Origin of the sequence: Bacillus sp. FJAT-45066 (genome assembly GCF_002335755.1) — a bacterium.
GTDB classification, from domain to species: domain Bacteria; phylum Bacillota; class Bacilli; order Bacillales; family Bacillaceae_I; genus Bacillus_CD; species Bacillus_CD alkalisoli.
This window is the reverse complement of the sequence record NZ_NISQ01000001.1, coordinates 1652808-1675372: the sequence shown is the minus strand read 5'-3', so window position 1 is coordinate 1675372 and position 22565 is coordinate 1652808. Positions and strand designations below refer to the sequence as shown.

The window sequence follows — 22565 nt, the reverse complement described above, 5'->3', positions numbered from 1 at the left end:
TTTTGCATAAATTTTACTCTATGAGAGAAATTATCTTTGAGGAGGTGGAATTTATGCCAAAAGTTGGTGTAGAACAATCGTTAACAGCAGTACAAGAAGCGCTTCAACAAAAAGGGTACGATGTCGTACAACTTACAAATGAAGATGACGCAAAAGGCTGTGACTGCTGCGTTATTACTGGTATTGATAATAATGTAATGGGGATTACGAATAGTGTAACTGCAGGGTCCGTAATCGAAGCAAGTGGCCTTTCTGCAGATGAAGTTTGTCAGCAAGTGGAAAGTAAATTAAATCATTAAAAAAAAAGAGCGAAATCTCGCTCTTCTTTTTTAGTTCTTCTTTTCAATAAATACTTGATGTGGGAAAGGTATTTCAATTCCGTTCGCATCAAGCGCTTCTTTCATCGCTTTTCGTAGTTTACGCTCTACTGCCCATTGTTCCATATTTTCTGTTCTTGCAACAATTCGAATAACTACATCAGAATCCCCTAATGTTTGAACTCCCACAACATTTGGTCCTTCTTTTATAGCGGGTTCTTCTACGGCGAATTTATCGCATACATCTTGAAGTACCTTCATTGCTTTATCAATGTCATCGTCATAAGAAATACTCATATCAACAAGCGCACGCATAGTACCGCGAGAATGATTACTCATACTAGCTATTTCTCTGTTAGGGATAAAATGTAATGTACCGTCAAAATCGCGCAACTTTGTTGTGCGTAATCCAACTTCTTCTACTATACCTGACATGCCAGCTGTTGTAACAAAATCACCAACATCCAGTTGTTTTTCAAGCAAAAGAAAAAATCCTGTTACAACGTCACTTACAAGACCTTGTGCACCAAAACCAACCGCTAATCCTACAATACCAGCACCAGCTAAAATAGGAGTGGCGCGAATATTAAAAACGTTCTCCAAGACTAGGATGAATAGAAAGAAAATCAACGCATATGTAAAAATATTTACCGTGAGTTTTTCCAACGTCATTGCTCGTCCTCTTGTTAAGCCTTGGCGATCTTGTGCACGTTGAAATAGTTTGGAAATTAATTTATTGCCTAATGATTTAATAACTGAGTATGCAATTAATATCACGCAAAGTCTAATAAAAATAATTCCAAGCGCTGTTAGTACAGCATAGATATCAAAATTTGTAAGGTCAATATTCATCATTTATGTCCTTTCTACATGAAGTTACTTTTATTAATACTAAATATAGTAATGAATTATAACGAATTATTAATGGAAAACCAAACAAATTGACTTTTTTCGATAAATAATGCTAAATATTTTATTCCCGAATCAAACAATGTTACACTAGAATAGGAATACCATTATTGCCCACTTCGTTTTTCATGTAGTAGTCATACTTTATGAAACGTACTCAATTGACTAAAGTAATTTAAATGTGGGAATAACAAGTAATGGTGAAAAAATAGTTCATTATTATATAACCTAGATTAAATTTATTATTATTTAATATTGACTCAAAAATAGGTCTACTATATAATAATAACTGTTGATAAAATAATAAATGAGAATGTACAAGCTATTTTCTCGTGTAATTAATAATTGGAGGGATTTTAAATGGCAGAACGTATGGTAGGTAAACAAGCTCCTCGTTTTGAGATGGACGCTGTTATGCCAAACAAAGAATTTGGAAAAGTTAGTTTAGAAGAGAATATGAAAAATGGTAAATGGACAGTATTGTTCTTCTATCCAATGGACTTCACATTCGTTTGTCCAACTGAAATCACTGCAATGTCTGATCGTTACGATGAGTTCGAAGACTTAGATGCAGAAATCATTGGAGTATCAACGGATACAATTCACACTCACTTAGCGTGGATTAACACAGATCGTAAGGAAAATGGTCTTGGTGAGCTAAAATATCCATTAGCAGCTGATACAAACCATGTTGTATCTCGTGACTATGGAGTATTAATTGAAGACGAAGGTATTGCTTTACGCGGTCTTTACATTGTAAGCCCAGAAGGTGAATTACAATACCAAACTGTATTCCACAACAACATCGGTCGTGATGTAGAGGAAACTTTACGTGTTCTTCAAGCATTACAAACTGGTGGTCTTTGCCCAGCTAACTGGAAGCCAGGACAAGCTACTCTATAATTAATTAAATGTTCTATACGAAAGGTCTAACTATGATTGTTAGGCCTTTTCGTTTATTTAAATCAATCATAGTGGGGGGTTTTTGTATGAAATTACGTTCACCAATGCCTGAACTAACAGGTGCAACGGAATGGTTAAATGGAGAAGTGACAAAGTCAGAATTAGTAGGAGAAAAACCTACTCTATTCCATTTTTGGTCTATAAGCTGTCATTTATGTAAAGAAGCAATGCCTCAAGTTAACGAATTCCGTGATCAATTCAAAGATAAATTAAATGTCGTTGCGATACACATGCCACGATCTGAAGATGACTTGAATATGGAAGAAATTAAAAAAGTAGCAGCTGAACATGACATTACCCAGCCAATTTTCATAGACAATGAACATAAATTAACAGATGCATTCGAAAATCAATATGTACCAGCATATTACGTCTTTGACGCAGAAGGAAACTTACGTCACTTCCAAGCAGGCGGAAGTGGAATGAAAATGCTAGAAAAACGTGTAAACCGTGTATTAGGCGAAATGGAAAAATAATATATCTAAAAAAGAGGTGTGACTTGTAAAAAGTCCACCTCTTTTTATTGGTACTTAACGAAAATTTATCTAAAATAGGCGAGAAAACTCCCTCTTCAAGCGTGTGTATGGCGTAGCCTAATCCATAACTAATCGTTAGTTTGGTGTTCTTAGGAATCCCCCACTTCAAGCAGCCCCTAAGGGTGGTAAGTGGAGGGTAGTTCAAATTCAGTCTAAAGTTGTAAAAAAGAGTCATACTTCCTACTCGTTACTAATATGAATGTTCAGTTTAGAATAAAAATATAAAATATTTTAATTTTTTCAACAAAAAGCTGGAAAATTATTTCGAAACCCGATATATTAGTAACTATGTTAATAAAAAGAAGGTGAAATACTAAAAGGATTATTAACAGTTTCAACCAACTTGAAACTATTGAATGGTATTCGTTTCCAGCATCATGAATAAAGGGAGGGAAATGTATGGAAACTTTTAAGAAATTAAAAGAGTTTTACTGGCCTTATAGAAAGAATTTTTATTTGTCATTAATATTCCTAGTATTAGTTACAGGAATAACAGTTGTATATCCAATTATTCTACAAGTTACAATTGATGAAGTATTTTATGGGGGAAGTTACCACTTCGTACCTTACATTGCAGTAGGGTTTTTAATTCTCATGTCATTCAAAGGTCTATTTACGTATTATAATCAATACTTAGGTGACTTGTTCGGAATTAAATCTGTTTACCGTTTAAGAAATGAGCTTTATAAAAAGCTACAACTTTTACCTTATCGATATTATGATAATGCAAAAACAGGAGACTTAATGTCTCGTCTTACAGCTGATGTAGAAGGTTTCCGATTCTTTTTATCATTCGGTTTTGCCGAATTAATTCGTTTTACATTATTAGTCAGCATTAGTTTAGTGGTTATGTTTTATTACTCTGTACCATTAACATTAGTGACGTTAGCTGCATTACCATTTTTAGCTTTCGTAACGTACAAATTTGATAAAGAGGTTCATCCTGCATTTAGAGGAATTAGAAAATCTTTTGGAAAGCTAAATACGAACGTTCAAGAAAATATTAGTGGCATTAATACTGTTAAATCTTTATCTAGAGAAGACTATCAAACTGGTAAGTTTAATAACTCTAATGGAGATTATCGCCAAAAGTATATCGATACTTCTAATATTTGGGCAAAATACTTTCCGTTAATGGAATTTATCGGGAATGCGTGTGTAGTTGGATTATTAGGTTTCGGTGGATATTTAGTTATTAATGGAGATCTTAGCGCTGGTAAGCTAGTAGCATTCTTCAGTTTAATTTGGTATATTGTATGGCCAATTGCAAACTTAGGATTCGTAATCAATCAGTTCTCTCAAGCTAAAGCTTCTGGAGAACGTTTGTTAGAAATTTTAGAGGCAGAAGAAGATATTACAGATTTTCCGCATGCAACTGATATAAAAGATATGAAAGGTCATGTAACGTTTAAGGATGTGACATTTAAATATCCAAATGAAGATAAGTATGCCCTGCAAAATGTGTCTTTTGATGCACCACAAGGGAAGTTAATTGGACTTATTGGAGCGACTGGTTCTGGAAAAACGAGTATTACTCAGTTAATCACACGTTTTTATGAACCTCAAGAAGGAACAATCTTAGTTGATGGCAAAGAAGTGAAAGATTACACTTTATATTCACTTCGTAATCAGATTGGATTTGTACCACAAGAATCATTCTTATTTTCTACAACCATAAAATCTAACATCGCTTATGGTCGACCGGAAGCTACTATGGAAGAGATCATAAAAGCTGCGAAAATGGCTCAAGCACATGAATTCATTATGGAACTACCGAAGGGATACGACACGTTACTAGGTGAGCGTGGTATGGGATTATCTGGGGGACAAAAACAGCGTATTGCTATTGCACGGGCTTTGATATTAAATCCCGGTGTATTAATTTTAGACGATGCAACAAGTGCGGTTGATATGCAAACAGAATCGCAAATTCAACATGAGTTAAAATCGGCGCTACATGGAAGAACAACATTTATCATTGCTCACAGAATATCCTCACTGAAACATGCAGATGAAATTCTTGTATTAGAAGAAGGAAAAGTAGTAGAAAGAGGTACGCATGAACAGTTAATTGAAATCACTGGTACGTACAAACGGATTTATGATATTCAATATAAAGATCAAAAAATATTACTAGAAGCGCATGCGCGTTAAAAGGTAGGTGAAAAATGTGACTCCACAATCAAAAAAGTTACAATTAAACGAAAATGTTAGAAAACGATTCTTTTATTCGACAGATCAAGCAATTGAGAAGCCATTTAACTGGAAACAAATGTGGCGACTATTCTCATACATGACTCCATACGCTAAAACATTGCTACCACTTGCGATTATCACTATGTTAATTGCTACAGCTGTTAAGTTAGTGGTACCTATTTTAATCGGTGTTTATTTACTAGACCATGCAATTGCTCAAAAAGATTTCGATCTAGTCAAAGTACTAGTTGCTATTATTGCCGGGTTATATATAATTTCCTATATAGCAAATGCTTTAAGGATTAGATGGATGAACATGTTAGGGCAAAATGTCATCTATGATTTAAGGAAGCATTTGTTTACACATGTACAGGGGTTATCACATCGATTTTTTGACCAACGTTCTGCTGGCTCTATCTTGGTTCGAATAATGAATGATATAAACTCTTTACAAGAACTGTTTACGAACGGAGTAATTAACTTATTAATGGACTTTGTTCTTTTATTAGGAATAGTTATCATACTGTTTGCGCTTAGTCCTGAACTTGCTACTGCTATACTTATTATCTTGCCAATCATGTTCTTTATTTCTACAAGTCTTCGAAGAAAGATTAGAAGAGCTTGGCAAGATGTTCGTATTAAGCAATCAAAGTTGAACTCTCATTTAAATGAAAGTATACAAGGGATCCGCGTTACTCAATCATTCACACAAGAAAGAGAAAATATGTCTTTCTTTGATGGAATCAATACGGAAAACTACGAATCATGGAGAAATGCAACGCAACAAAATGCTATTTTCCGACCTTTCGTTGAAATGACAAATGCAGTTGGTACAGTTATCTTAATATGGTTAGGTGCCTATTTAATCCAATCTTCATCAAGTGGATTAACGATTGGTATATTTGTTTCTTTTGCATTTTATCTCGGAATGTTCTGGGAGCCTATTTCAAGACTTGGTCAATTATACAATCAATTACTTGTAGGTATGGCTTCCTCCGAACGAATTTTTGAATTTTTAGATGAAAAACCGATGGTGGATGAAAAAGAAAATTCAATTGAATTATCAGATATTCGTGGTGAAGTGGTATTTGAAAACGTTGAATTTTCTTATGATACTACTCGTAAAGCGTTAAACTCTATTTCTCTTAAAATGGAAGCGGGAACAACGGTAGCTTTAGTAGGTCATACTGGTTCAGGAAAAACAACCATCGCCAACTTAATCTCCCGTTTTTATGACGCTACTGGCGGTGTTGTAAAAATCGACGGACATAACATTAGAGATGTATCAGTTAAAAGCTTGCGATCTCAAATTAGTGTTGTGTTACAAGATACCTTTATCTTTTCTGGTACCATCATGGATAATATTCGATTTGGTCGTCCTGATGCAACCGATGAAGAAGTGAAAGTTGCTGCACGAGCAGTAGGAGCAGACCAATTTATTAGTAAATTGAAAAATGGATATGAAACGGAAGTAGAAGAACGCGGAAATGTTTTATCTGTTGGAGAAAGACAACTTATTTCTTTCGCAAGGTCACTACTTGCAGACCCTCGCATCATCATTTTAGATGAAGCAACAGCGAGCATAGACACAGAGACAGAAGTGCAAATCCAACATGCTTTAAAAACACTTTTAAAAGATCGTACGGCTGTCATCATTGCTCACCGTTTATCTACTATTAGAGAATCTGACAACATTATTGTTTTAGATCATGGAAACATAATGGAGCAGGGTAATCACGACGCCCTAATGAAACATGAAGGGATTTACTATAACTTAGTAAAAGCCCAGTTCAATATGATGGAAAAATAGAACGGAGAAGAGGCCATTGTGCGCCTCTTTTTCTTTTTTTATGATATAACTTTCTAAAAATATGCTAAAATAGCATTATGATATTTAAGATTATCCATTCATCAAAAATAGATATTTTAAATTGCTTTTTATGGAGGAATTTTCGTGAAGAGAAAAGAATTCGCAGTCATCGGTTTAGGGCGTTTCGGAGGGAGCATTTGTAAAGCGTTAAGTGAAGAAGGAGTAGAAGTTTTAGCAATTGATACTGATGAAGATAAAGTAAATGAATTTGCAAACATAGCCTCTCACGCTGTAGTCGGCGATGCAACAGATGAGTCGGTTCTTAAAGCTTTAGGAATTAGAAACTTTGACCATGTAATTGTAGCGATTGGAGATAACATACAAGCAAGTATATTAACTACATTAATACTAAAAGAACTTGGGGTTCAACATATTACAGTAAAAGCGACAAATGATTACCATGAAAAAGTATTAAGTCGTATTGGTGCTGATCAAATTGTTCATCCAGAGCGTGATATGGGTAAAAGAATTGCTCATAATATAGTTTCCAACAACGTATTAGATTACTTAGAGTTATCAGATGAGCATAGTATTGTGGAGATTGTTGCAAGTAGAAGGTTAGATGGTAATTCATTAATCGACTTAGATATTCGAGCAAAGTATGGCATAAATATCGTTGCTTTCAAACGTGGAAGAGATATAATTGTCTCTCCTCAGGCTACAGAAATAATAAAGCAAGGGGATATTTTAATCGTCATTGGTGCAGATACAGATATAAGCAGGTTTGAAAAAAACTTAGTGGAAGAATAAAAAGAGGAACATGCATGATGCATGTTCCTCTTTTCCTATTTTAAACTTCCATAATAATCGGTAAAATCATTGGACGACGCTTCGTTTTTTCATATAGGAAAGGAGAAAGCGTATCTGTAATTTCATTTTTAATTTCTGACCATTGAGTTGTACGACGTTCCATCGTTTTGTTTAAATGTTTAGCAATTAGTGATTGTGCATCATTAATTAAATCGCCGGACTCTCTCATATAGACGAATCCACGAGAAATAATATCTGGACCAGATGCAACCTTAAAGTCCTTCATATTGATACTTACGACAACAACTACTAATCCTTCTTCTGATAGGATTCTTCTATCACGAAGAACGATGTTTCCGATGTCACCAATACCGCTTCCATCAATATATACGTTGCCTGATGGAATCTTTCCAGCGACAGATGCTTCATCTTCACTTAAAGCTAAAACCTCTCCATTGTCCATAAGGAAACAATTTTCTTTTGGAACTCCACAGTCAACAGCTAAGTCTGTATGTGTTTTTTGCATTCGGAATTCACCGTGAATTGGCATGAAGTATTTTGGCTTTATTAGTCTTAACATTAACATTTGCTCTTGTTGTCCACCATGACCAGAAGTATGAATGTCACTTAATGATCCATGAATTACGTCAGCACCTGCTCTGAAAAGCAAATTAATTGTTCTATTTACACTTAACGTGTTTCCGGGAATCGGTGAAGATGAAAATACGACAGTATCTCCAGGAATGATAGATATTTGTCTATGAGTACCGTTAGCAATTCTAGATAAAGCTGCCATCGGCTCTCCTTGACTACCTGTGCAAAGAATGGTTATTTTGTTAGCTGGCATGCGGTTTATTTGGTTCGTTTCAATAAAAGTGTCTTTTGGACATCTAATATACCCTAACTCTTGACCGATATTAATAGCAGATTCCATACTACGACCGAAAACAGCAACTTTTCTCCCGTTTGCAACAGCTGCTTCAACAACTTGTTGTAGACGATGAATATTGGAAGCGAAAGTAGCGAAAATAAGACGGCCGTCTACTTTACGGAAAATATCGTGTATACTTTCTCCGACTTTTCTTTCTGACATTGTAAATTCAGGATTTTCACTGTTTGTACTATCTGAAAGTAAGCAGAGAACTCCTTCTTTACCGATTTCAGCCATTTTTGTTAAGTTTGCTGGTTCACCTACAGGCGTAAAGTCAAACTTGAAATCTCCAGTATGTACAATGTTACCTGGAGGTGTTTTCACTACAATACCATATGAATCAGGAATACTGTGTGTTGTACGGAAGAAAGAAACAGATGTCTTTCTGAATTTAATAACCTCATCTTCGCTAATTTCAATCATGGTTGTTTTGCGAAGTAGCCCGTGCTCTTCTAATTTATTACGAATTAAACCTAATGCAAGTTTTCCACCATATACTGGTACATTTATTTGACGTAATAAATAAGGAATACCACCAATATGGTCTTCATGTCCATGTGTTACGAATAATCCCTTTATTTTATCTTCGTTTTTTACTAAATAGGTGTAATCAGGAATAACGTAATCAATTCCTAATAGCTCGTCCTCTGGGAATTTAATACCTGCATCGATTAGTATAATTTCATCTTGAAATTGAACAGCATATGTATTTTTGCCAATCTCACCAAGTCCACCGAGGGCAAATACTGCTGCTTGATTATTTTTTACAAATTTCATTTATCATATCTCCAATACTTTGAAATGTTCTGATTGTTGTTCATACTGTAAATGTTCTTGACTAACAGGTAAAATGATTTCGATGTTGTAATGGAAATCCTTTAACTTTTGACGTACATCACGAACTAACTCAGCTTCAACAAAAACCGATTTTGTGTTTTCTCTTACTGGTGCTTGCTTACTATCCTCTTGAAAATAAACCTTATAAATCATTGTGTTACCTCTCCTTATCTATAATCTATTTATGACTATTTTTTCATTTATTCATACTTCTAAGGGAAGTATAAGTAAAAATGAAAATTAGTAGCGTATTAAAATAAAAACCCGACCTGACTTAATTATATTGCAGTTAATCTTAACCGAACATTGAATATCGTGCCATAGTTTTCTATATTATATCTAATTTTGAACAATAATGCATGTTTTGCTAACGTATTATGGAAAAATATTTGCTAAAAGATTATTTTTCTTGATTAATCAGAGTTAATCCATCTCAAGATTTCTTTATTAAAAACAATTTTTTCCATAAATACGTAACTACGCTATAGTTCTTCTTTTTAACAAATCATTCCATCTCCGAAGTAATTCTTTACGCAATCGTTTTAACATCGCAACCACCCTTGTAAAATATTACATATTGTTACCGTTAGTATGTGTATTATTAATTGAATTGTTGCAAGTTATTTAGTGGAAAAAAGAGGAGAGTGGTTGCTTTTTATTTTCTTTAATTTAAAGCTAGTGTATAATTTAGCACAATTGACTATTAAAAGTAGGTGGATATATTGGATAAAAAAGTGGTGTTTTTTGATATAGATGGGACGTTGCTAGATCATAATAAGGAACTGCCAAGTTCGACTAAAGAAAGTATAAAGCAATTACAAGAAAGTGGAGTTTACGTTGCAATAGCTACAGGTAGAGCACCTTTCATGTACGAAGATTTAAGGAAAGAGTTAGGTATTGAAACTTTTGTAAGTTTTAATGGTCAGTATGTAGTTTTTGAAGGAGAGGTTATTTATACCAATCCTCTAAGTAAAGAAAGGTTAATACACCTTACGGACTTTTCACGTAAAAAAGAACATCCATTAATATTTATGAATGAAGAGACAATGAAAGCGAATGTAAATGATCATTCCTATATACACGAAAGTTTAGGTAGTTTGAAATTTGTTCATCCTGAACAACATCCTCATTTTTACAATGAAAGTGAAATTTATCAAACTTTGCTGTTTTGTGAGGAACCACACGAAAATATATATCAAGAAAACTATAAAGAATTTCATTTCATTCGCTGGCATGAATATTCAACTGATATTTTACCTTTTGGTGGATCAAAAGCAATAGGGATTCAGCGTATGATGGAAAAGATGAATATACCAAAAGAACATGTTTATGCGTTTGGCGATGGTTTAAATGACTTGGAGATGTTAAGTTTTGTTGGTACTGGAGTTGCTATGGGGAATTCTCATCAAGAGTTAAAAAAAGTTGCAAACATCATAACAAAAGATGTTTCTGATAATGGAATTCAACATGGTTTAGAGCTTGTTGGACTAATTAAATAAAAAACTTTAAACAGAGATTGGAACATAAAGCCAATGAGGTTTAACTTGCCTTAGAAATTAGGTGAAGTTGAACTTCATGAAACAGATGAAGTTCATTTAGCCTTAAAGATTTATCGTAGTTGAACTTCATAAGGTTGATGAAGTTCATTTAGCGTTAAAAATTTAACATAGATGAACTTCACAAGACTGACTGAAGTTCACCTGGTCTCAGAAATTTATCGAACAAGATACATTTCTTCAACATTTAGTATGAAAAGGAGAGGCCCCAAAGGTCAATAATTTCGATCTAATGGCCTCTTCCATTTTAAATTTGTCCAGCTCTTCATTATCTTTCAATTGGAATAGCACCAGTAGGGGGAGTGAAAGGGTCTTCCTTGTTAATGTGGTCATAAAACATAATTCCATTTAAATGGTCAATTTCATGTTGGAAAACGATAGAAAGTAACCCTTTTACTCTTAGCTTTACTTCTTCTCCCTCTATATTTACTCCCTTAACAGTAATCCTTGCATATCTAGGAACTAGACCAGGGACTTCTCGTTCAACAGATAAACAGCCTTCTCCTGTAGTTAAATAACTTTTTTCAACAGAATGGCTAATAATTTTTGGATTTATTAAAGCGTAACTATGCAATTTATCCTGCTCGTCTCTCACATGAACGACTAACATTCTTTTTGTTACATTAATTTGAGGTGCAGCTAAACCAATCCCCGGTCTTAAGTTATACTTAGAAGCAAATTCATGATCTTGACTATTTTGTATATAATCTAACATGTAAATTAATATTTTCTTATTTTCTTCAGATAATGGCAATGATACTTCTTCGGCAACTTGACGAAGAGAAGGATGACCTTCTTTTATAATATCTTTATATGTTAACATCTTTTCACACTTCCTTATCTTGTTCCTTTTCTTAATTTTATCAAGAAACTTATAAAAAGTTAATAAAAATAAAAATAGCAGTCATTAAATTGGACAAGCTTAAGTATTATATTAATAGAAAAATTTCATCCTCAAATTTTCCAATTTATCTAAAAATGTTGTAATAAGTCGAAATAATATTTATAGTAAAAGATGTGATAACGATAGGGGGATTTATTGTGGTCAATTGGAAAAAAACAATTACTTTAATTTTATTTGTTTCATCCATATTACTAGTAGGGTGTACATCTAACAAAGAACAACCAGAACAAGTCATTTTTAATACATTAGAAAATGTGGTAGAACTCGAAGTTAGTTTTGAACAACAACAAGAGCCTTTGTTAGTGTTAGAACAAAAGGAACAAGAACTATATGAACAAATTATTCAATTAGGGATGAAAGAGTACGAACAAATTGTCGTTTTAGCAAAAGAGGCTCAGGAAGTAGTGAATGGGCGGAAAAACCACATAGTTGCTGAGCGTGAAAGTATCGAGAGTGCTAGAGAACAATTTTCGAGTGTGAAAGAGGTAATGGACCAGTTAGAAAATGAAGACTTGAAAAAAGAGGCTCTAGATTTATATTCAGTTATGGACAATAGATATAATGTTTATGATGAATTATACAATTATTATATGGAAGCAGTAGAATTAGACTTACAACTGTATGACCTTTTTCAACAGGAAGATTTAACAATAGAGCAATTAGAAACTCAAATCACACAAATTAATGAAACGTACAACAATGTAAAAGAACTAAACGATAAATTTAATGAATACACAGAACAATATAATGATAAAAAATTTGCGTTTTATCAAAACGCCGGTTTAGATGTAGAATATAGAAACTAAAACCTTGTTAAACGTCAGCTGTCTCAGCTGGCGTTTTTTTTTATAAAAATTATTATAATATAACATGTGTCTCTTATAATACAGGTTGTTACATTGTATTAATACAGGTTTTAAAATATTGTGTTTCATCATACATAAAACACTTTATGAAACAAAGTAATTGACTATTTCTATGCAAGTATTATACACTTGAAATTGTTGAAAAAGTGTATTAATATTACCGGTATAGTTATTAATACAGATTAATGATAGGGGATTGGTATTGTTAATATACTTTGTATAAAGGGAACTTTATTCTCGTATATCCATTCTTTATCGCTACTCTATTCAATTCCGATTCGTAAAATAGATTTAAGCGAGCAAATACTTTGTGGAGCTCATTTTTAGAAAAATGTCTTTTATACATCGTTTTTGGGTAATCTATTTTGTGTGTAATCAATTATTCAAATGAATTTCTCTAATAGAAAGGAAGAGGTGACGAACATGGCTGCAAAAACAAAAAATGCAAAGTTTGATCCACAGCAGCAGTTTAAAAAAGTGGAAGAACAATTCCAAACGTTCCAAATCTTAAATGAAGAAGGCGAAGTAGTAAATGAAGCTGCAATGCCAAATCTTTCAGACGAAAAATTACAAGAATTAATGCGTCGTATGGTTTATACACGTGTTTTAGATCAACGTTCCATTAGTTTAAATAGACAAGGTAGATTAGGTTTCTATGCTCCTACTGCTGGTCAAGAAGCATCTCAGTTAGCGTCACAATTTGCACTTGAAGCAGAAGATTTTATCTTACCAGGGTACCGTGATGTTCCTCAAATGATCTGGCACGGATTACCATTATACCAAGCATTCTTATTCTCTCGTGGACATTTCCATGGTAACCAAATGCCTGAAGGGGTAAACCTATTACCACCTCAAATCATCATCGGAGCTCAGATTATTCAAGCAGCTGGTGTTGCACTAGGGCTTAAGAAAAAAGGTAAAAAAGCTGTAGCTATTACATATACAGGAGACGGAGGAGCTTCTCAAGGTGACTTCTACGAAGGTATCAACTTCGCAGGTGCTTACAAAGCTCCAGCTATTTTCGTTGTTCAAAACAACCGTTTTGCAATCTCTACACCTGTTGAAAAGCAATCTGCAGCTGGAACGATTGCACAAAAAGCAGTAGCAGCTGGTATTCCAGGTGTTCAAGTAGACGGGATGGATCCATTAGCAGTTTATGTTGCTGTAAGTGAAGCTCGTGAACGTGCTATTAACGGTGAAGGGCCTACATTAATTGAAACGTTATGTTATCGTTATGGTCCACATACAATGGCTGGTGATGACCCGACTCGTTACCGTACTTCTGAATTGGACGATGAATGGGAAAAGAAAGATCCGATCGTTCGTTACCGTAAATTCTTAGAAGCAAAAGGTTTATGGAATGAAGCAATGGAAAACGAAGTAATGGATCAAGCCAAAGAAGAAATTAAAGAAGCGATTCAAAAAGCAGATAATCAACCAAAGCAAAAAGTAACGGACTTAATCTCCTTCATGTATGAGGAACTTCCGTACAACTTAAAAGAACAGAACGAAATCTACAAAGCGAAGGAGTCGAAATAAGCTATGGCGCAAATGACAATGATTCAAGCGATCACTGATGCGTTACGCACAGAATTAAAAAACGACGAAAACGTATTGCTTTTCGGAGAAGACGTAGGTAATAACGGAGGCGTATTCCGTGCTACTGAAGGTCTACAAGCTGAATTTGGAGAAGATAGAGTTTTTGATACACCTCTAGCAGAGTCTGGTATTGGTGGTCTTGCAGTAGGTTTAGGTGTAACTGGTTTCCGTCCAGTTATGGAAATCCAATTCTTCGGTTTCGTATACGAAGTAATGGACTCGGTAAGTGGACAGTTAGCGCGTATGCGTTACCGTACTGGCGGTCGTTGGACTTCTCCAGTTACAATCCGTTCTCCATTTGGTGGTGGAGTTCACACACCTGAGCTACACGCAGATAGTTTAGAAGGTCTTGTTGCTCAACAACCTGGTTTGAAAGTTGTTATTCCAGCAACTCCTTATGATGCAAAAGGTTTATTAATTGCGGCGATTCGTGATAATGACCCTGTTATATTCTTAGAGCATATGAAATTATATCGCTCATTCCGTCAAGAAGTACCGGAAGAAGAGTACACGATTGAAATTGGTAAAGCAGATGTAAAACGTGAAGGTACTGACATTACAATGGTAACTTACGGAGCGATGGTACATGAGTGCTTAAAAGCAGCTGACGAGTTAGAAAAAGAAGGAATTTCTGCTGAAGTAGTTGATCTTCGTACAGTTAGTCCTTTAGATATTGATACAATTATTGCTTCTGTTGAAAAAACAGGACGTGCAATTGTTGTACAAGAAGCTCAAAAACAAGCAGGTGTAGGTGCAAACGTAGTTGCAGAGATTAACGATCGTGCAATCCTTAGCCTTGAAGCTCCAGTATTACGTGTAGCTGCACCTGATACTGTGTTCCCATTCTCTCAAGCAGAGAGTGTATGGTTACCTAACTACAAGGATGTAATTGAAACTGCTAAAAAAGTTATTGAATTTTAATAATATATAGGGCCCTCTTTTTAAAGGGGTCCTACCATTGTTATAAAGAATCGAAAGATAATTCTTATATTGTAGGAGGCTGAGTACGGTGGCATTTGAATTTAAATTGCCTGATATCGGTGAAGGTATCCACGAAGGTGAAATTGTAAAGTGGTTCGTAAAACCTGGTGACGAAGTAAACGAAGACGACGTGTTAATGGAAGTACAAAATGATAAAGCGGTTGTTGAAATTCCTTCTCCTGTTAAAGGGAAAGTACTAGAACTAAAAGTAGAAGAAGGTACAGTAACAACTGTTGGACAAACTATCATTACATTTGATGCTCCAGGCTATGAAAACCTTAAGTTTAAAGGTGACCATGGAGATGAAGCGCCAAAAGAAGAAGCGCAAGTACAAGCAACTGCTGAAGCTGGTCAAGAAATAAAGAAAGAAGAAACACCAAAAGAAGAACCGAAAGCAGAAACAGGTGCAGCTGCTGTAGCTCAAGCTGAAGTTGACCCTAACCGTCGCGTTATAGCTATGCCGTCTGTACGTAAGTATGCTCGTGAAAAAGGTGTAGATATTAGACAAGTAGCGGGTTCTGCTAAAAATGGTCGTGTTGTAAAAGATGATATTGATGCATCTTTAGCTGGTCCAACAACTACTGAGGCACCTGTAGCACAAGAAACAACTACAACTACAGAAGCTGTAAAACAAGAAGAAAAACAACCTGCAAAACAACCTATCCCTGCAGGACAATATCCAGAAACTCGTGAGAAAATGAGCGGTATTCGTAAAGCTATTGCAAAAGCAATGGTTAACTCTAAACATACAGCACCTCACGTTACATTAATGGATGAAGTCGATGTAACAGAATTAGTTGCACACCGCAAAAAGTTCAAAAATGTTGCAGCAGATAAAGGTATTAAATTAACTTACTTACCATATGTAGTTAAAGCACTAACTTCTGCATTACGTGAGTTCCCAGCTTTAAACACATCTTTAGATGACGCTACGGATGAAATTATCCACAAGCATTATTACAACATCGGTATTGCAGCTGATACGGATAAAGGATTATTAGTTCCGGTAGTAAAAGATGCTGACCGTAAGTCTATCTTCACCATTTCTAATGAAATTAACGAATTAGCTGGAAAAGCTCGTGATGGGAAATTAGCTGGTGATGATATGAAAGGTGCATCTTGCACAATTACAAACATCGGTTCAGCTGGTGGACAATGGTTTACGCCTGTTATTAATCATCCTGAAGTAGCTATTTTAGGTATTGGTCGTATTGCTGAGAAACCAGTAGTTAAAAACGGTGAGATTGTAGTAGCTCCGGTATTAGCTTTATCATTAAGCTTTGATCATCGTATGATCGATGGTGCTACAGCACAAAATGCGCTTAACCATATTAAGCGTCTATTGAACGATCCACAATTATTATTAATGGAGGCGTAATATAAATGGTAGTAGGAGATTTTGCAATTGATGTAGATACGCTTGTCATTGGTGCAGGACCTGGTGGATATGTTGCGGCGATTCGAGCTGCACAACTAGGCCAAAAAGTAACGATTGTAGAAAGAGGAAACTTAGGTGGCGTATGTTTAAACGTAGGATGTATTCCTTCTAAAGCTCTAATCTCTGCAGGTCACCGTTACGAAACTGCATTACATTCTGAAGATATGGGAATCAAAGCAGAAAAAGTTTCTGTTGATTTCACAAAGGTTCAAGAGTGGAAGTCAAGTGTAGTAAATAAATTAACTGGTGGAGTAGAAGGTCTTCTAAAAGGAAATAAAGTTGACATCGTTAGTGGTGAGGCTTACTTCGTTGACTCTAATACAGTCCGTATTATGGATGACAACTCTGCACAAACATATAAGTTTAACAACTGTATTATTGCAACAGGTTCTCGTCCAATCGAGATTCCAACATTTAAATATACAAAGCGTGTAATTGATTCTACTGGTGCATTAGCTTTAGAAGAGATTCCTAAGAAGCTAATTGTTATAGGTGGAGGATACATTGGGACAGAGTTAGGTACTGCATATGCTAACTTTGGAACAGAAGTTACAATCGTAGAAGCAGCTGACGAAATCCTTTCAGGCTTTGAGAAACAAATGAGCTCCATTGTAAAACGTAACTTAAAGAAAAAAGGTAACGTTGAAATTTTCACTAAAGCGATGGCTAAAGGTGTAGAAGAAACTGCTGAAGGTGTAAAAGTTACAATTGAAGTAAAAGGTGAAGAAAAAGTAATCGAAGCAGATTATGTTTTAGTAACAGTTGGTCGTCGTCCAAACACGGATGAAATGGGTCTAGAGCAAGTTGGGGTGGAAATGACTGACCGTGGTGTTATTAAAATTGATAAGCAGTGTCGTACTAATATTTCTAACATCTATGCAATTGGTGATATTGTAGAAGGACCTCCACTTGCACATAAAGCTTCTTACGAAGGTAAAATTGCAGCTGAAGCAATTGCTGGACACCCAGCAGAGATTGATTATCATGGAATTCCGGCGGTAGTATTCTCTGAACCTGAATTAGCTTCTGTAGGGTATACAGAGGCTGAGGCAAAAGCAGAAGGAATCGAAATACTTGCTTCTAAGTTCCCATTCGCTGCAAACGGGCGTGCATTAGCATTAAACAACACAGATGGTTTCTTGAAATTAATAACACGTAAAGAAGATGGATTAATAATTGGTGCACAAATTGCGGGAGCAAGTGCATCAGATATGATCGCAGAACTTGGATTAGCAATTGAAGCTGGTATGACAGCTGAAGACATTGCAATGACAATTCATGCTCATCCAACTCTTGGAGAAATTACAATGGAAGCTGCAGAAGTAGCTATGGGAAATCCTATTCACATTGTAAAGTAAAGTATAAAAAATAAACCTCAGCCTTATTTTAGCTGAGGTTTATTCTTCGTTATTTGATACAACGGTTGAGTTTCCTAGTGCTTGCTGAATCGGTGTTATGATATCATCTTTATTTTTAACACCTTCAACAGAGGTTATTACTTCATTATGCTCTACTACAATTAACGAAGGTACCGATTTTATATTAAACTGTTTATATAATAGTCGTTCATCTGTTACTTTTATTACTTTTAAATTGGAAACTTCTGTAGGATGTGTTTTCTTTAAATCTAGTAATGCATCGTAGTAACTACTTTCATCCTGTATGTTTGATTCGTCAGAAAAAAAGACTAATGTTTTCGTATCTTCAGGAAATGGAACGTTACTTGTGGTATCTTTAGTTTCGCAAGATGACAATAAGAAAAAAGAAAAAGTCACCCATAATAAAGTTCCTTTCATTAACAATCCTCCGATTCCATTCTATAAGTAATCTATATTTAGTATGTAATGTTACGGTGTAATTTTATCATGAACACTTTTAAAAAAGTGACTTGTCATCTAAATGTTACATAAATGAAAAATAGAGATAAATAATTCATTTTGCCTGTGTTGATTCAATTAGTGTAGTATAATTAGTAATTTGTAATCAATAGTTTTGTGTGTTTTGTCGTGTTTTTTATGAAAAATATGAGAGTGTTATAGTTGTTTATGCCTATCTCGTTTTGTGATAATAAAAAGTATAAAAACATCAATTCCTAAAAAATCCGTTGCTTTTATCGTTAGCGTGCTTGTATCATAAATATATTGCTAGGAAAACCAAATTACTTAAAAACAAATATGGGGGAAAAACCATGCGAAAATGGATGCTGTCACTTCTTTTGCTCATCCTCCTTGCCGCTTGTTCTACAAATAATCTAGAAGATAATGTACAAGCTAATGAGAATGAAAATAATTTAGAAGAAAAAAAGGAAGAAGTAGATAAAGAGCCAAAAGAAGAAAATGTTAAAGAAGAAGATAGAAATGTTAAAGAAGAAGAAAGAAATGTTAAAGAAGAAGATAGAGTTATTAAAGATGAACCTATAGTCGAAATAGAGCCAGAATATTATCTAGACAAAGATTGGGGGCTTAAACCAATTGGAGATGCTAATCCAGATGTGGTTCTCCTAACGATTGATGATGCACCAGATCGCTATGCGCTCGAAATGGCAAACACATTAAAACAATTAAATGTGAAGGCTATTTTCTTTGTGAATGGTCACTTTATCGATACGGTAGAAGAACAACAAGTATTAAAGGAAATTTTTAATATGGGTTTTGAAATTGGTAATCATACAATGACACATAAATCATTACGTAATCTATCGGAGGAAGAACAATATACCGAGATAATAGGGCTTAATGATTTAATTGAAGAAGTATTAGGAGAAAGACCAAAATTCTTTCGTGCTCCTTTTGGACAGAACACGGAATATGCATCTCGGTTAGTGGAAGAAGAGGGCATGTTGTTAATGAATTGGACATATGGTTATGATTGGGAGATTGATTATAAAACTAAGGACACGTTAACGGATATCATGGTAAATACGCCATTGCTAACTAGTGGAGCAAACCTGTTAATGCATGACAGAGAATGGACATATGAAGCTCTAGAGGGTATTGTTATCGGTTTGCAAGAAAAAGGATATGAAATACTTGATCCAAAGTTAATTAGAATTTATGGAAACAATTAAAAAAGCGGCTATCATTAGCCGCTTTTTCTTATCTTTTATAAAAATACATAACACTGCCAGTGAATAGCTTGAGTTCAGCTTCTAGCTTCTTGGCAAGATACTTGCTAAACTCATTCGCCTTACCTTTGTCACCATGAGTAGATTGGTCATGTAGAGTAACTTGTATGTAAGAAAGTGATTCTTCTTCCTCATTCACCTTGTCTTGCGTTCCAACACCAACTAAAATCATCTTATATCGATCTTCTGTTCCTTTTAAATAAAACCAAGTGCCTTTTCCTTCAGGAGTTTCCTTTAATTCATATGGAAAAGCAGTTTCGGCATATTCCCAAGATAGTTGCTCACCAGTTTTTGACGTAATTTCTTTATAATAGTTAAATAATTCTTTTACATCTTCAATTGTAATCGTTTTCTTTGTAGACTTTTCAACTAAGTTAATATAAGCACTGCTAGCCATTTTATTCACTCCTAATTTCAATCCAATAATATTATCATTCTAGCATTTGTAAGAAGAATTTGACAATATATTAGTTGAATTAGTTGCTTTTTACAAGTTGTTTGAGTTATAATAATATTCTGAAAATATAAATTTAAAGGAGGCCTACTATGAATTTATTTGACAAATTGTATGATGAGTCAGAAAATGTGAATGTGCGTTTTGTTGGTTTCACGACGGAAGAAGTAAGGTATGATTTTGGAATAGTTTATACTAATTTATTTTTTGGTAAACCACTCGTTATTTGTATGCAAACTGGCCGCTCCACTCTCCTCGATCCAAAAGACATTAGTGATTTAGACCACTTACAGCAAGCATTCCGTATAGAATCTAAAGAAGAAGCAGAAGACTTAGCAGAGTTTTTCTTAAGTGCCATTCCTGCAGTACCGTTTCAAGAACAATATGAGTAAGGTAGATGGTAGAAGTAGCACTCAACTTTGAGTGCTACTTTTTTCGAGTTGTTCTTATTGAAAATGTAGTACATATAGTAAAATATGAACACGAAAAATGTAAATGTGTTATACAATTTAGTTATTGACATAACACATTTAATGTATTATTATTTAGTTAACAAAGGAAGCGCTTACAAAAATGTAGTCTTCTTAAATTAACAATCACTAATTTTACTTCAGAAAAGGGGAAATGAAGTATGGGAACAATTATTTGTCAAACTTGTAACAGCATGATTGGTCACTTCGAAGATGAGAAAGTAACGACACTTTACTCCAAATGTACAGACTGTGATTGTCCGAAATGTGAGGAAGAATAAGGGGTATATTTTAAATATAAAAAGAATGAACAAATAATAGAAGCAGCTATCTAATGGGGATGAGATAGCTGCTTTTTTTGTATTATTTTATAGCTCTATGTTCTTTAATAACACGAAGTGATTTAAGTTCGTGATCTTCTGGCCCTTGAACAGGAAGGCCAACTTCAATATTTTTCTTGATATAAGCTAAATTATCTTCTGAAATAATTTCACCAGGAGTGAAAATTGGAATTCCTGGTGGGTAAACCATAACAAATTCTGCAATAATTCGTCCAGCAGATTTTTCAAATGGTACTACCTCAGTTTCTGAGTAAAACGCTTCACGTGGAGCTAAAGCTAATACTGGAATATCAGGTAAAAGAACTTTAGCATCTAAATTATATTCTGTATTATTAATTAAGTTTTCTGTAGCTAATTCTTGTAAAGCTTTTACTAGTAAGTTCGTTTCCTTTTCTGTATCTCCAGGTGTAATAATACATAAAATATTGTATAAATCAGAGAGTTCAACTTCTATATTATATTTTTCACGTAGCCATTTTTCTACATCATAGCCAGTGATTCCTAACTTTTTAATACTAATAATAAGTTTTGTTGGGTCATAATCAAACGCTGCTTTTTGATCTAAGATTTCTTCTCCAACACAATAAAGTTCAGGTATGTTGTTTAATGCTTCGCGTGTTTTATTAGCAAGATCGATTGCTTTACCAATTAAATCATGCCCTTGTGTTGCCAAGCGTTTTCTAGCGACATCTAATGATGATAATAACAAATAAGATGTTGATGTAGTCGTTAACATACTTAAAATACCTTGAATTCTATGAACGTTTACAAGGCCCTCACGTACGTTTAGAACGGAGCTTTGAGTCATGGAACCCCCTAGTTTATGAACACTTGTAGCAGCCATGTCAGCGCCTGCTTGCATGGCGGATAAAGGTAGTTCTTCATGAAAATGTATATGAACACCATGTGCTTCATCCACTAATACTGGAACTTCGAATGAATGAGCGATCTCTACAATCTTACTTAAATCGGCAGAAACTCCAAAGTATGTTGGGTTAATAACCAAAACACCTTTTGCATCAGGGTGTTGATTTAATGCGCGTTCAACAGCTTCGGCAGTGATACCATGAGAAATACCTAATTCTCGGTCAATTTCTGGATGAATGAAAATAGGAACTGCTCCTGAGAACACAATAGCCGACATAACAGACTTGTGAACATTTCTCGGCACTATAATCTTTTCTCCAGGTCCACATACCGCCATAACCATTGTCATAATAGCTCCGCTAGTTCCTTGAACAGAGAAAAATGTATGATCAGCTCCAAAAGCTTTTGCAGCTAAGTCTTGTGCATCTTTAATTATTCCTTTAGGTTGATGAAGATCATCAAGCGGTCCAATATTTATTAAATCAATGGAAAATGCATTGTCTCCAATAAATTCTCTAAATTCTGGGTCCATTCCAGCACCTTTTTTATGACCAGGAATATGAAACTGTACTGGATTCTTTTTAGCATGTTTTAAAAGTCCTGTAAATAGGGGAGTGTCGTTTTGAGTATATTTCAATTATGTTAACACCTCTTTA

22 protein-coding genes are annotated in these 22565 nt (G+C 34.7%); 15 read left to right on the top strand and 7 right to left on the bottom strand.

The window, feature by feature from the left end; genetic code table 11:
• The first annotated feature begins 53 nt into the window (after positions 1-53).
• Complete coding sequence (locus CDZ92_RS08485; RefSeq protein ID WP_096154811.1) at positions 54-299, top strand: YkuS family protein; 246 nt, start codon at positions 54-56, stop codon at positions 297-299.
• 30 nt (positions 300-329) lie between these two features.
• Here CDZ92_RS08485 and CDZ92_RS08480 read toward each other — a convergent pair whose 3' ends face one another.
• On the bottom strand, positions 330-1169 hold the full coding sequence (locus CDZ92_RS08480) for a mechanosensitive ion channel family protein (protein WP_096156955.1): 840 nt from the start codon (positions 1167-1169) through the stop codon (positions 330-332).
• Between the two features lie 417 nt (positions 1170-1586).
• Here CDZ92_RS08480 and CDZ92_RS08475 point away from each other — a divergent pair, with 417 nt between their 5' ends.
• The 5 genes from CDZ92_RS08475 (at position 1587) to CDZ92_RS08455 (ending at position 7541) form a co-directional block, all read left to right on the top strand.
• Positions 1587-2129 (top strand): peroxiredoxin, encoded by a 543-nt coding sequence (locus CDZ92_RS08475; protein ID WP_096154810.1) that lies wholly within the window; start codon positions 1587-1589, stop codon positions 2127-2129.
• An 86-nt stretch (positions 2130-2215) separates the two neighbouring features.
• Positions 2216-2665 (top strand): TlpA family protein disulfide reductase, encoded by a 450-nt coding sequence (locus CDZ92_RS08470; RefSeq protein WP_096154809.1) that lies wholly within the window; start codon positions 2216-2218, stop codon positions 2663-2665.
• A 459-nt stretch (positions 2666-3124) separates the two neighbouring features.
• A complete protein-coding gene (locus CDZ92_RS08465) occupies positions 3125-4879 on the top strand; it encodes an ABC transporter ATP-binding protein (RefSeq protein ID WP_096154808.1) in 1755 nt (584 codons plus the stop codon).
• Positions 4880-4895: 16 nt separating this feature from the next.
• Positions 4896-6731, top strand: coding sequence for an ABC transporter ATP-binding protein (locus tag CDZ92_RS08460; RefSeq protein ID WP_096154807.1), 1836 nt, complete (start codon positions 4896-4898; stop codon positions 6729-6731).
• A gap of 144 nt (positions 6732-6875) precedes the next feature.
• Complete coding sequence (locus tag CDZ92_RS08455; protein WP_096154806.1) at positions 6876-7541, top strand: potassium channel family protein; 666 nt, start codon at positions 6876-6878, stop codon at positions 7539-7541.
• 40 nt (positions 7542-7581) lie between these two features.
• Here CDZ92_RS08455 and rnjA read toward each other — a convergent pair whose 3' ends face one another.
• Together rnjA and CDZ92_RS08445 are read right to left on the bottom strand one after the other, a co-directional pair.
• Entirely contained in the window at positions 7582-9249 is a 1668-nt protein-coding gene (rnjA, locus tag CDZ92_RS08450) for a ribonuclease J1 (protein ID WP_096154805.1), read from the bottom strand.
• A gap of 3 nt (positions 9250-9252) precedes the next feature.
• On the bottom strand, positions 9253-9462 hold the full coding sequence (locus CDZ92_RS08445; protein WP_096154804.1) for a DNA-dependent RNA polymerase subunit epsilon: 210 nt from the start codon (positions 9460-9462) through the stop codon (positions 9253-9255).
• 569 nt (positions 9463-10031) lie between these two features.
• On the opposite strand from CDZ92_RS08445, the gene CDZ92_RS08440 reads away from it, so the two are divergent.
• Complete coding sequence (locus tag CDZ92_RS08440; RefSeq protein ID WP_096154803.1) at positions 10032-10808, top strand: Cof-type HAD-IIB family hydrolase; 777 nt, start codon at positions 10032-10034, stop codon at positions 10806-10808.
• Positions 10809-11133: 325 nt separating this feature from the next.
• On the opposite strand, the gene def is transcribed toward CDZ92_RS08440, so the two are convergent.
• Positions 11134-11688: a peptide deformylase gene (gene def / locus CDZ92_RS08435; RefSeq protein ID WP_096154802.1), complete on the bottom strand. Its 555-nt coding sequence runs from the start codon at positions 11686-11688 to the stop codon at positions 11134-11136.
• Positions 11689-11906: 218 nt separating this feature from the next.
• Between def and CDZ92_RS08430 the strand changes: the two genes are divergently transcribed.
• From CDZ92_RS08430 to lpdA, 5 genes are all read left to right on the top strand, one after another.
• Positions 11907-12575 (top strand): YkyA family protein, encoded by a 669-nt coding sequence (locus tag CDZ92_RS08430; protein WP_096154801.1) that lies wholly within the window; start codon positions 11907-11909, stop codon positions 12573-12575.
• Between the two features lie 483 nt (positions 12576-13058).
• A complete protein-coding gene (pdhA, locus tag CDZ92_RS08425) occupies positions 13059-14174 on the top strand; it encodes a pyruvate dehydrogenase (acetyl-transferring) E1 component subunit alpha (RefSeq protein WP_096154800.1) in 1116 nt (371 codons plus the stop codon).
• A 3-nt stretch (positions 14175-14177) separates the two neighbouring features.
• Positions 14178-15155: an alpha-ketoacid dehydrogenase subunit beta gene (locus CDZ92_RS08420; RefSeq protein WP_096154799.1), complete on the top strand. Its 978-nt coding sequence runs from the start codon at positions 14178-14180 to the stop codon at positions 15153-15155.
• Between the two features lie 88 nt (positions 15156-15243).
• Positions 15244-16593: a dihydrolipoamide acetyltransferase family protein gene (locus CDZ92_RS08415; RefSeq protein ID WP_096154798.1), complete on the top strand. Its 1350-nt coding sequence runs from the start codon at positions 15244-15246 to the stop codon at positions 16591-16593.
• Positions 16594-16598: 5 nt separating this feature from the next.
• A complete protein-coding gene (lpdA, locus tag CDZ92_RS08410; protein ID WP_096154797.1) occupies positions 16599-18011 on the top strand; it encodes a dihydrolipoyl dehydrogenase in 1413 nt (470 codons plus the stop codon).
• 39 nt (positions 18012-18050) lie between these two features.
• Here the strand turns inward: lpdA and CDZ92_RS08405 are convergent, their stop codons facing one another.
• On the bottom strand, positions 18051-18449 hold the full coding sequence (locus tag CDZ92_RS08405) for a hypothetical protein (RefSeq protein ID WP_096154796.1): 399 nt from the start codon (positions 18447-18449) through the stop codon (positions 18051-18053).
• A 392-nt stretch (positions 18450-18841) separates the two neighbouring features.
• On the opposite strand from CDZ92_RS08405, the gene CDZ92_RS08400 reads away from it, so the two are divergent.
• Positions 18842-19720 carry a polysaccharide deacetylase family protein gene (locus tag CDZ92_RS08400; protein ID WP_096154795.1) on the top strand — a complete coding sequence of 293 codons (879 nt, stop codon included), beginning with the start codon at positions 18842-18844 and terminating at the stop codon, positions 19718-19720.
• Positions 19721-19748: 28 nt separating this feature from the next.
• Here the strand turns inward: CDZ92_RS08400 and CDZ92_RS08395 are convergent, their stop codons facing one another.
• Positions 19749-20174, bottom strand: coding sequence for a DUF1885 family protein (locus CDZ92_RS08395; protein WP_096154794.1), 426 nt, complete (start codon positions 20172-20174; stop codon positions 19749-19751).
• 149 nt (positions 20175-20323) lie between these two features.
• On the opposite strand from CDZ92_RS08395, the gene CDZ92_RS08390 reads away from it, so the two are divergent.
• Both CDZ92_RS08390 and CDZ92_RS08385 read left to right on the top strand, forming a co-directional pair.
• A complete protein-coding gene (locus tag CDZ92_RS08390; protein ID WP_096154793.1) occupies positions 20324-20623 on the top strand; it encodes a DUF3055 domain-containing protein in 300 nt (99 codons plus the stop codon).
• A gap of 239 nt (positions 20624-20862) precedes the next feature.
• Positions 20863-20982 carry a GapA-binding peptide SR1P gene (locus tag CDZ92_RS08385; protein WP_096154792.1) on the top strand — a complete coding sequence of 40 codons (120 nt, stop codon included), beginning with the start codon at positions 20863-20865 and terminating at the stop codon, positions 20980-20982.
• A gap of 82 nt (positions 20983-21064) precedes the next feature.
• On the opposite strand, the gene CDZ92_RS08380 is transcribed toward CDZ92_RS08385, so the two are convergent.
• On the bottom strand, positions 21065-22546 hold the full coding sequence (locus tag CDZ92_RS08380) for an aminotransferase class I/II-fold pyridoxal phosphate-dependent enzyme (RefSeq protein ID WP_096154791.1): 1482 nt from the start codon (positions 22544-22546) through the stop codon (positions 21065-21067).
• Positions 22547-22565: the final 19 nt, after the last annotated feature.

Coding starts and splice junctions, on each gene's coding strand:
- CDZ92_RS08465 (WP_096154808.1), top strand. CDS start 3,125: ATGGAAACTTTTAAGAAATTAAAAGAGTTTTACTGGCCTTATAGAAAG.
- def (WP_096154802.1), bottom strand. CDS start 11,688: ATGTTAACATATAAAGATATTATAAAAGAAGGTCATCCTTCTCTTCGT.
- CDZ92_RS08385 (WP_096154792.1), top strand. CDS start 20,863: ATGGGAACAATTATTTGTCAAACTTGTAACAGCATGATTGGTCACTTC.
- CDZ92_RS08470 (WP_096154809.1), top strand. CDS start 2,216: ATGAAATTACGTTCACCAATGCCTGAACTAACAGGTGCAACGGAATGG.
- CDZ92_RS08480 (WP_096156955.1), bottom strand. CDS start 1,169: ATGAATATTGACCTTACAAATTTTGATATCTATGCTGTACTAACAGCG.
- CDZ92_RS08400 (WP_096154795.1), top strand. CDS start 18,842: ATGCGAAAATGGATGCTGTCACTTCTTTTGCTCATCCTCCTTGCCGCT.
- CDZ92_RS08390 (WP_096154793.1), top strand. CDS start 20,324: ATGAATTTATTTGACAAATTGTATGATGAGTCAGAAAATGTGAATGTG.
- lpdA (WP_096154797.1), top strand. CDS start 16,599: ATGGTAGTAGGAGATTTTGCAATTGATGTAGATACGCTTGTCATTGGT.
- CDZ92_RS08445 (WP_096154804.1), bottom strand. CDS start 9,462: ATGATTTATAAGGTTTATTTTCAAGAGGATAGTAAGCAAGCACCAGTA.
- rnjA (WP_096154805.1), bottom strand. CDS start 9,249: ATGAAATTTGTAAAAAATAATCAAGCAGCAGTATTTGCCCTCGGTGGA.
- CDZ92_RS08485 (WP_096154811.1), top strand. CDS start 54: ATGCCAAAAGTTGGTGTAGAACAATCGTTAACAGCAGTACAAGAAGCG.
- CDZ92_RS08395 (WP_096154794.1), bottom strand. CDS start 20,174: ATGGCTAGCAGTGCTTATATTAACTTAGTTGAAAAGTCTACAAAGAAA.
- CDZ92_RS08420 (WP_096154799.1), top strand. CDS start 14,178: ATGGCGCAAATGACAATGATTCAAGCGATCACTGATGCGTTACGCACA.
- CDZ92_RS08405 (WP_096154796.1), bottom strand. CDS start 18,449: ATGAAAGGAACTTTATTATGGGTGACTTTTTCTTTTTTCTTATTGTCA.
- pdhA (WP_096154800.1), top strand. CDS start 13,059: ATGGCTGCAAAAACAAAAAATGCAAAGTTTGATCCACAGCAGCAGTTT.
- CDZ92_RS08475 (WP_096154810.1), top strand. CDS start 1,587: ATGGCAGAACGTATGGTAGGTAAACAAGCTCCTCGTTTTGAGATGGAC.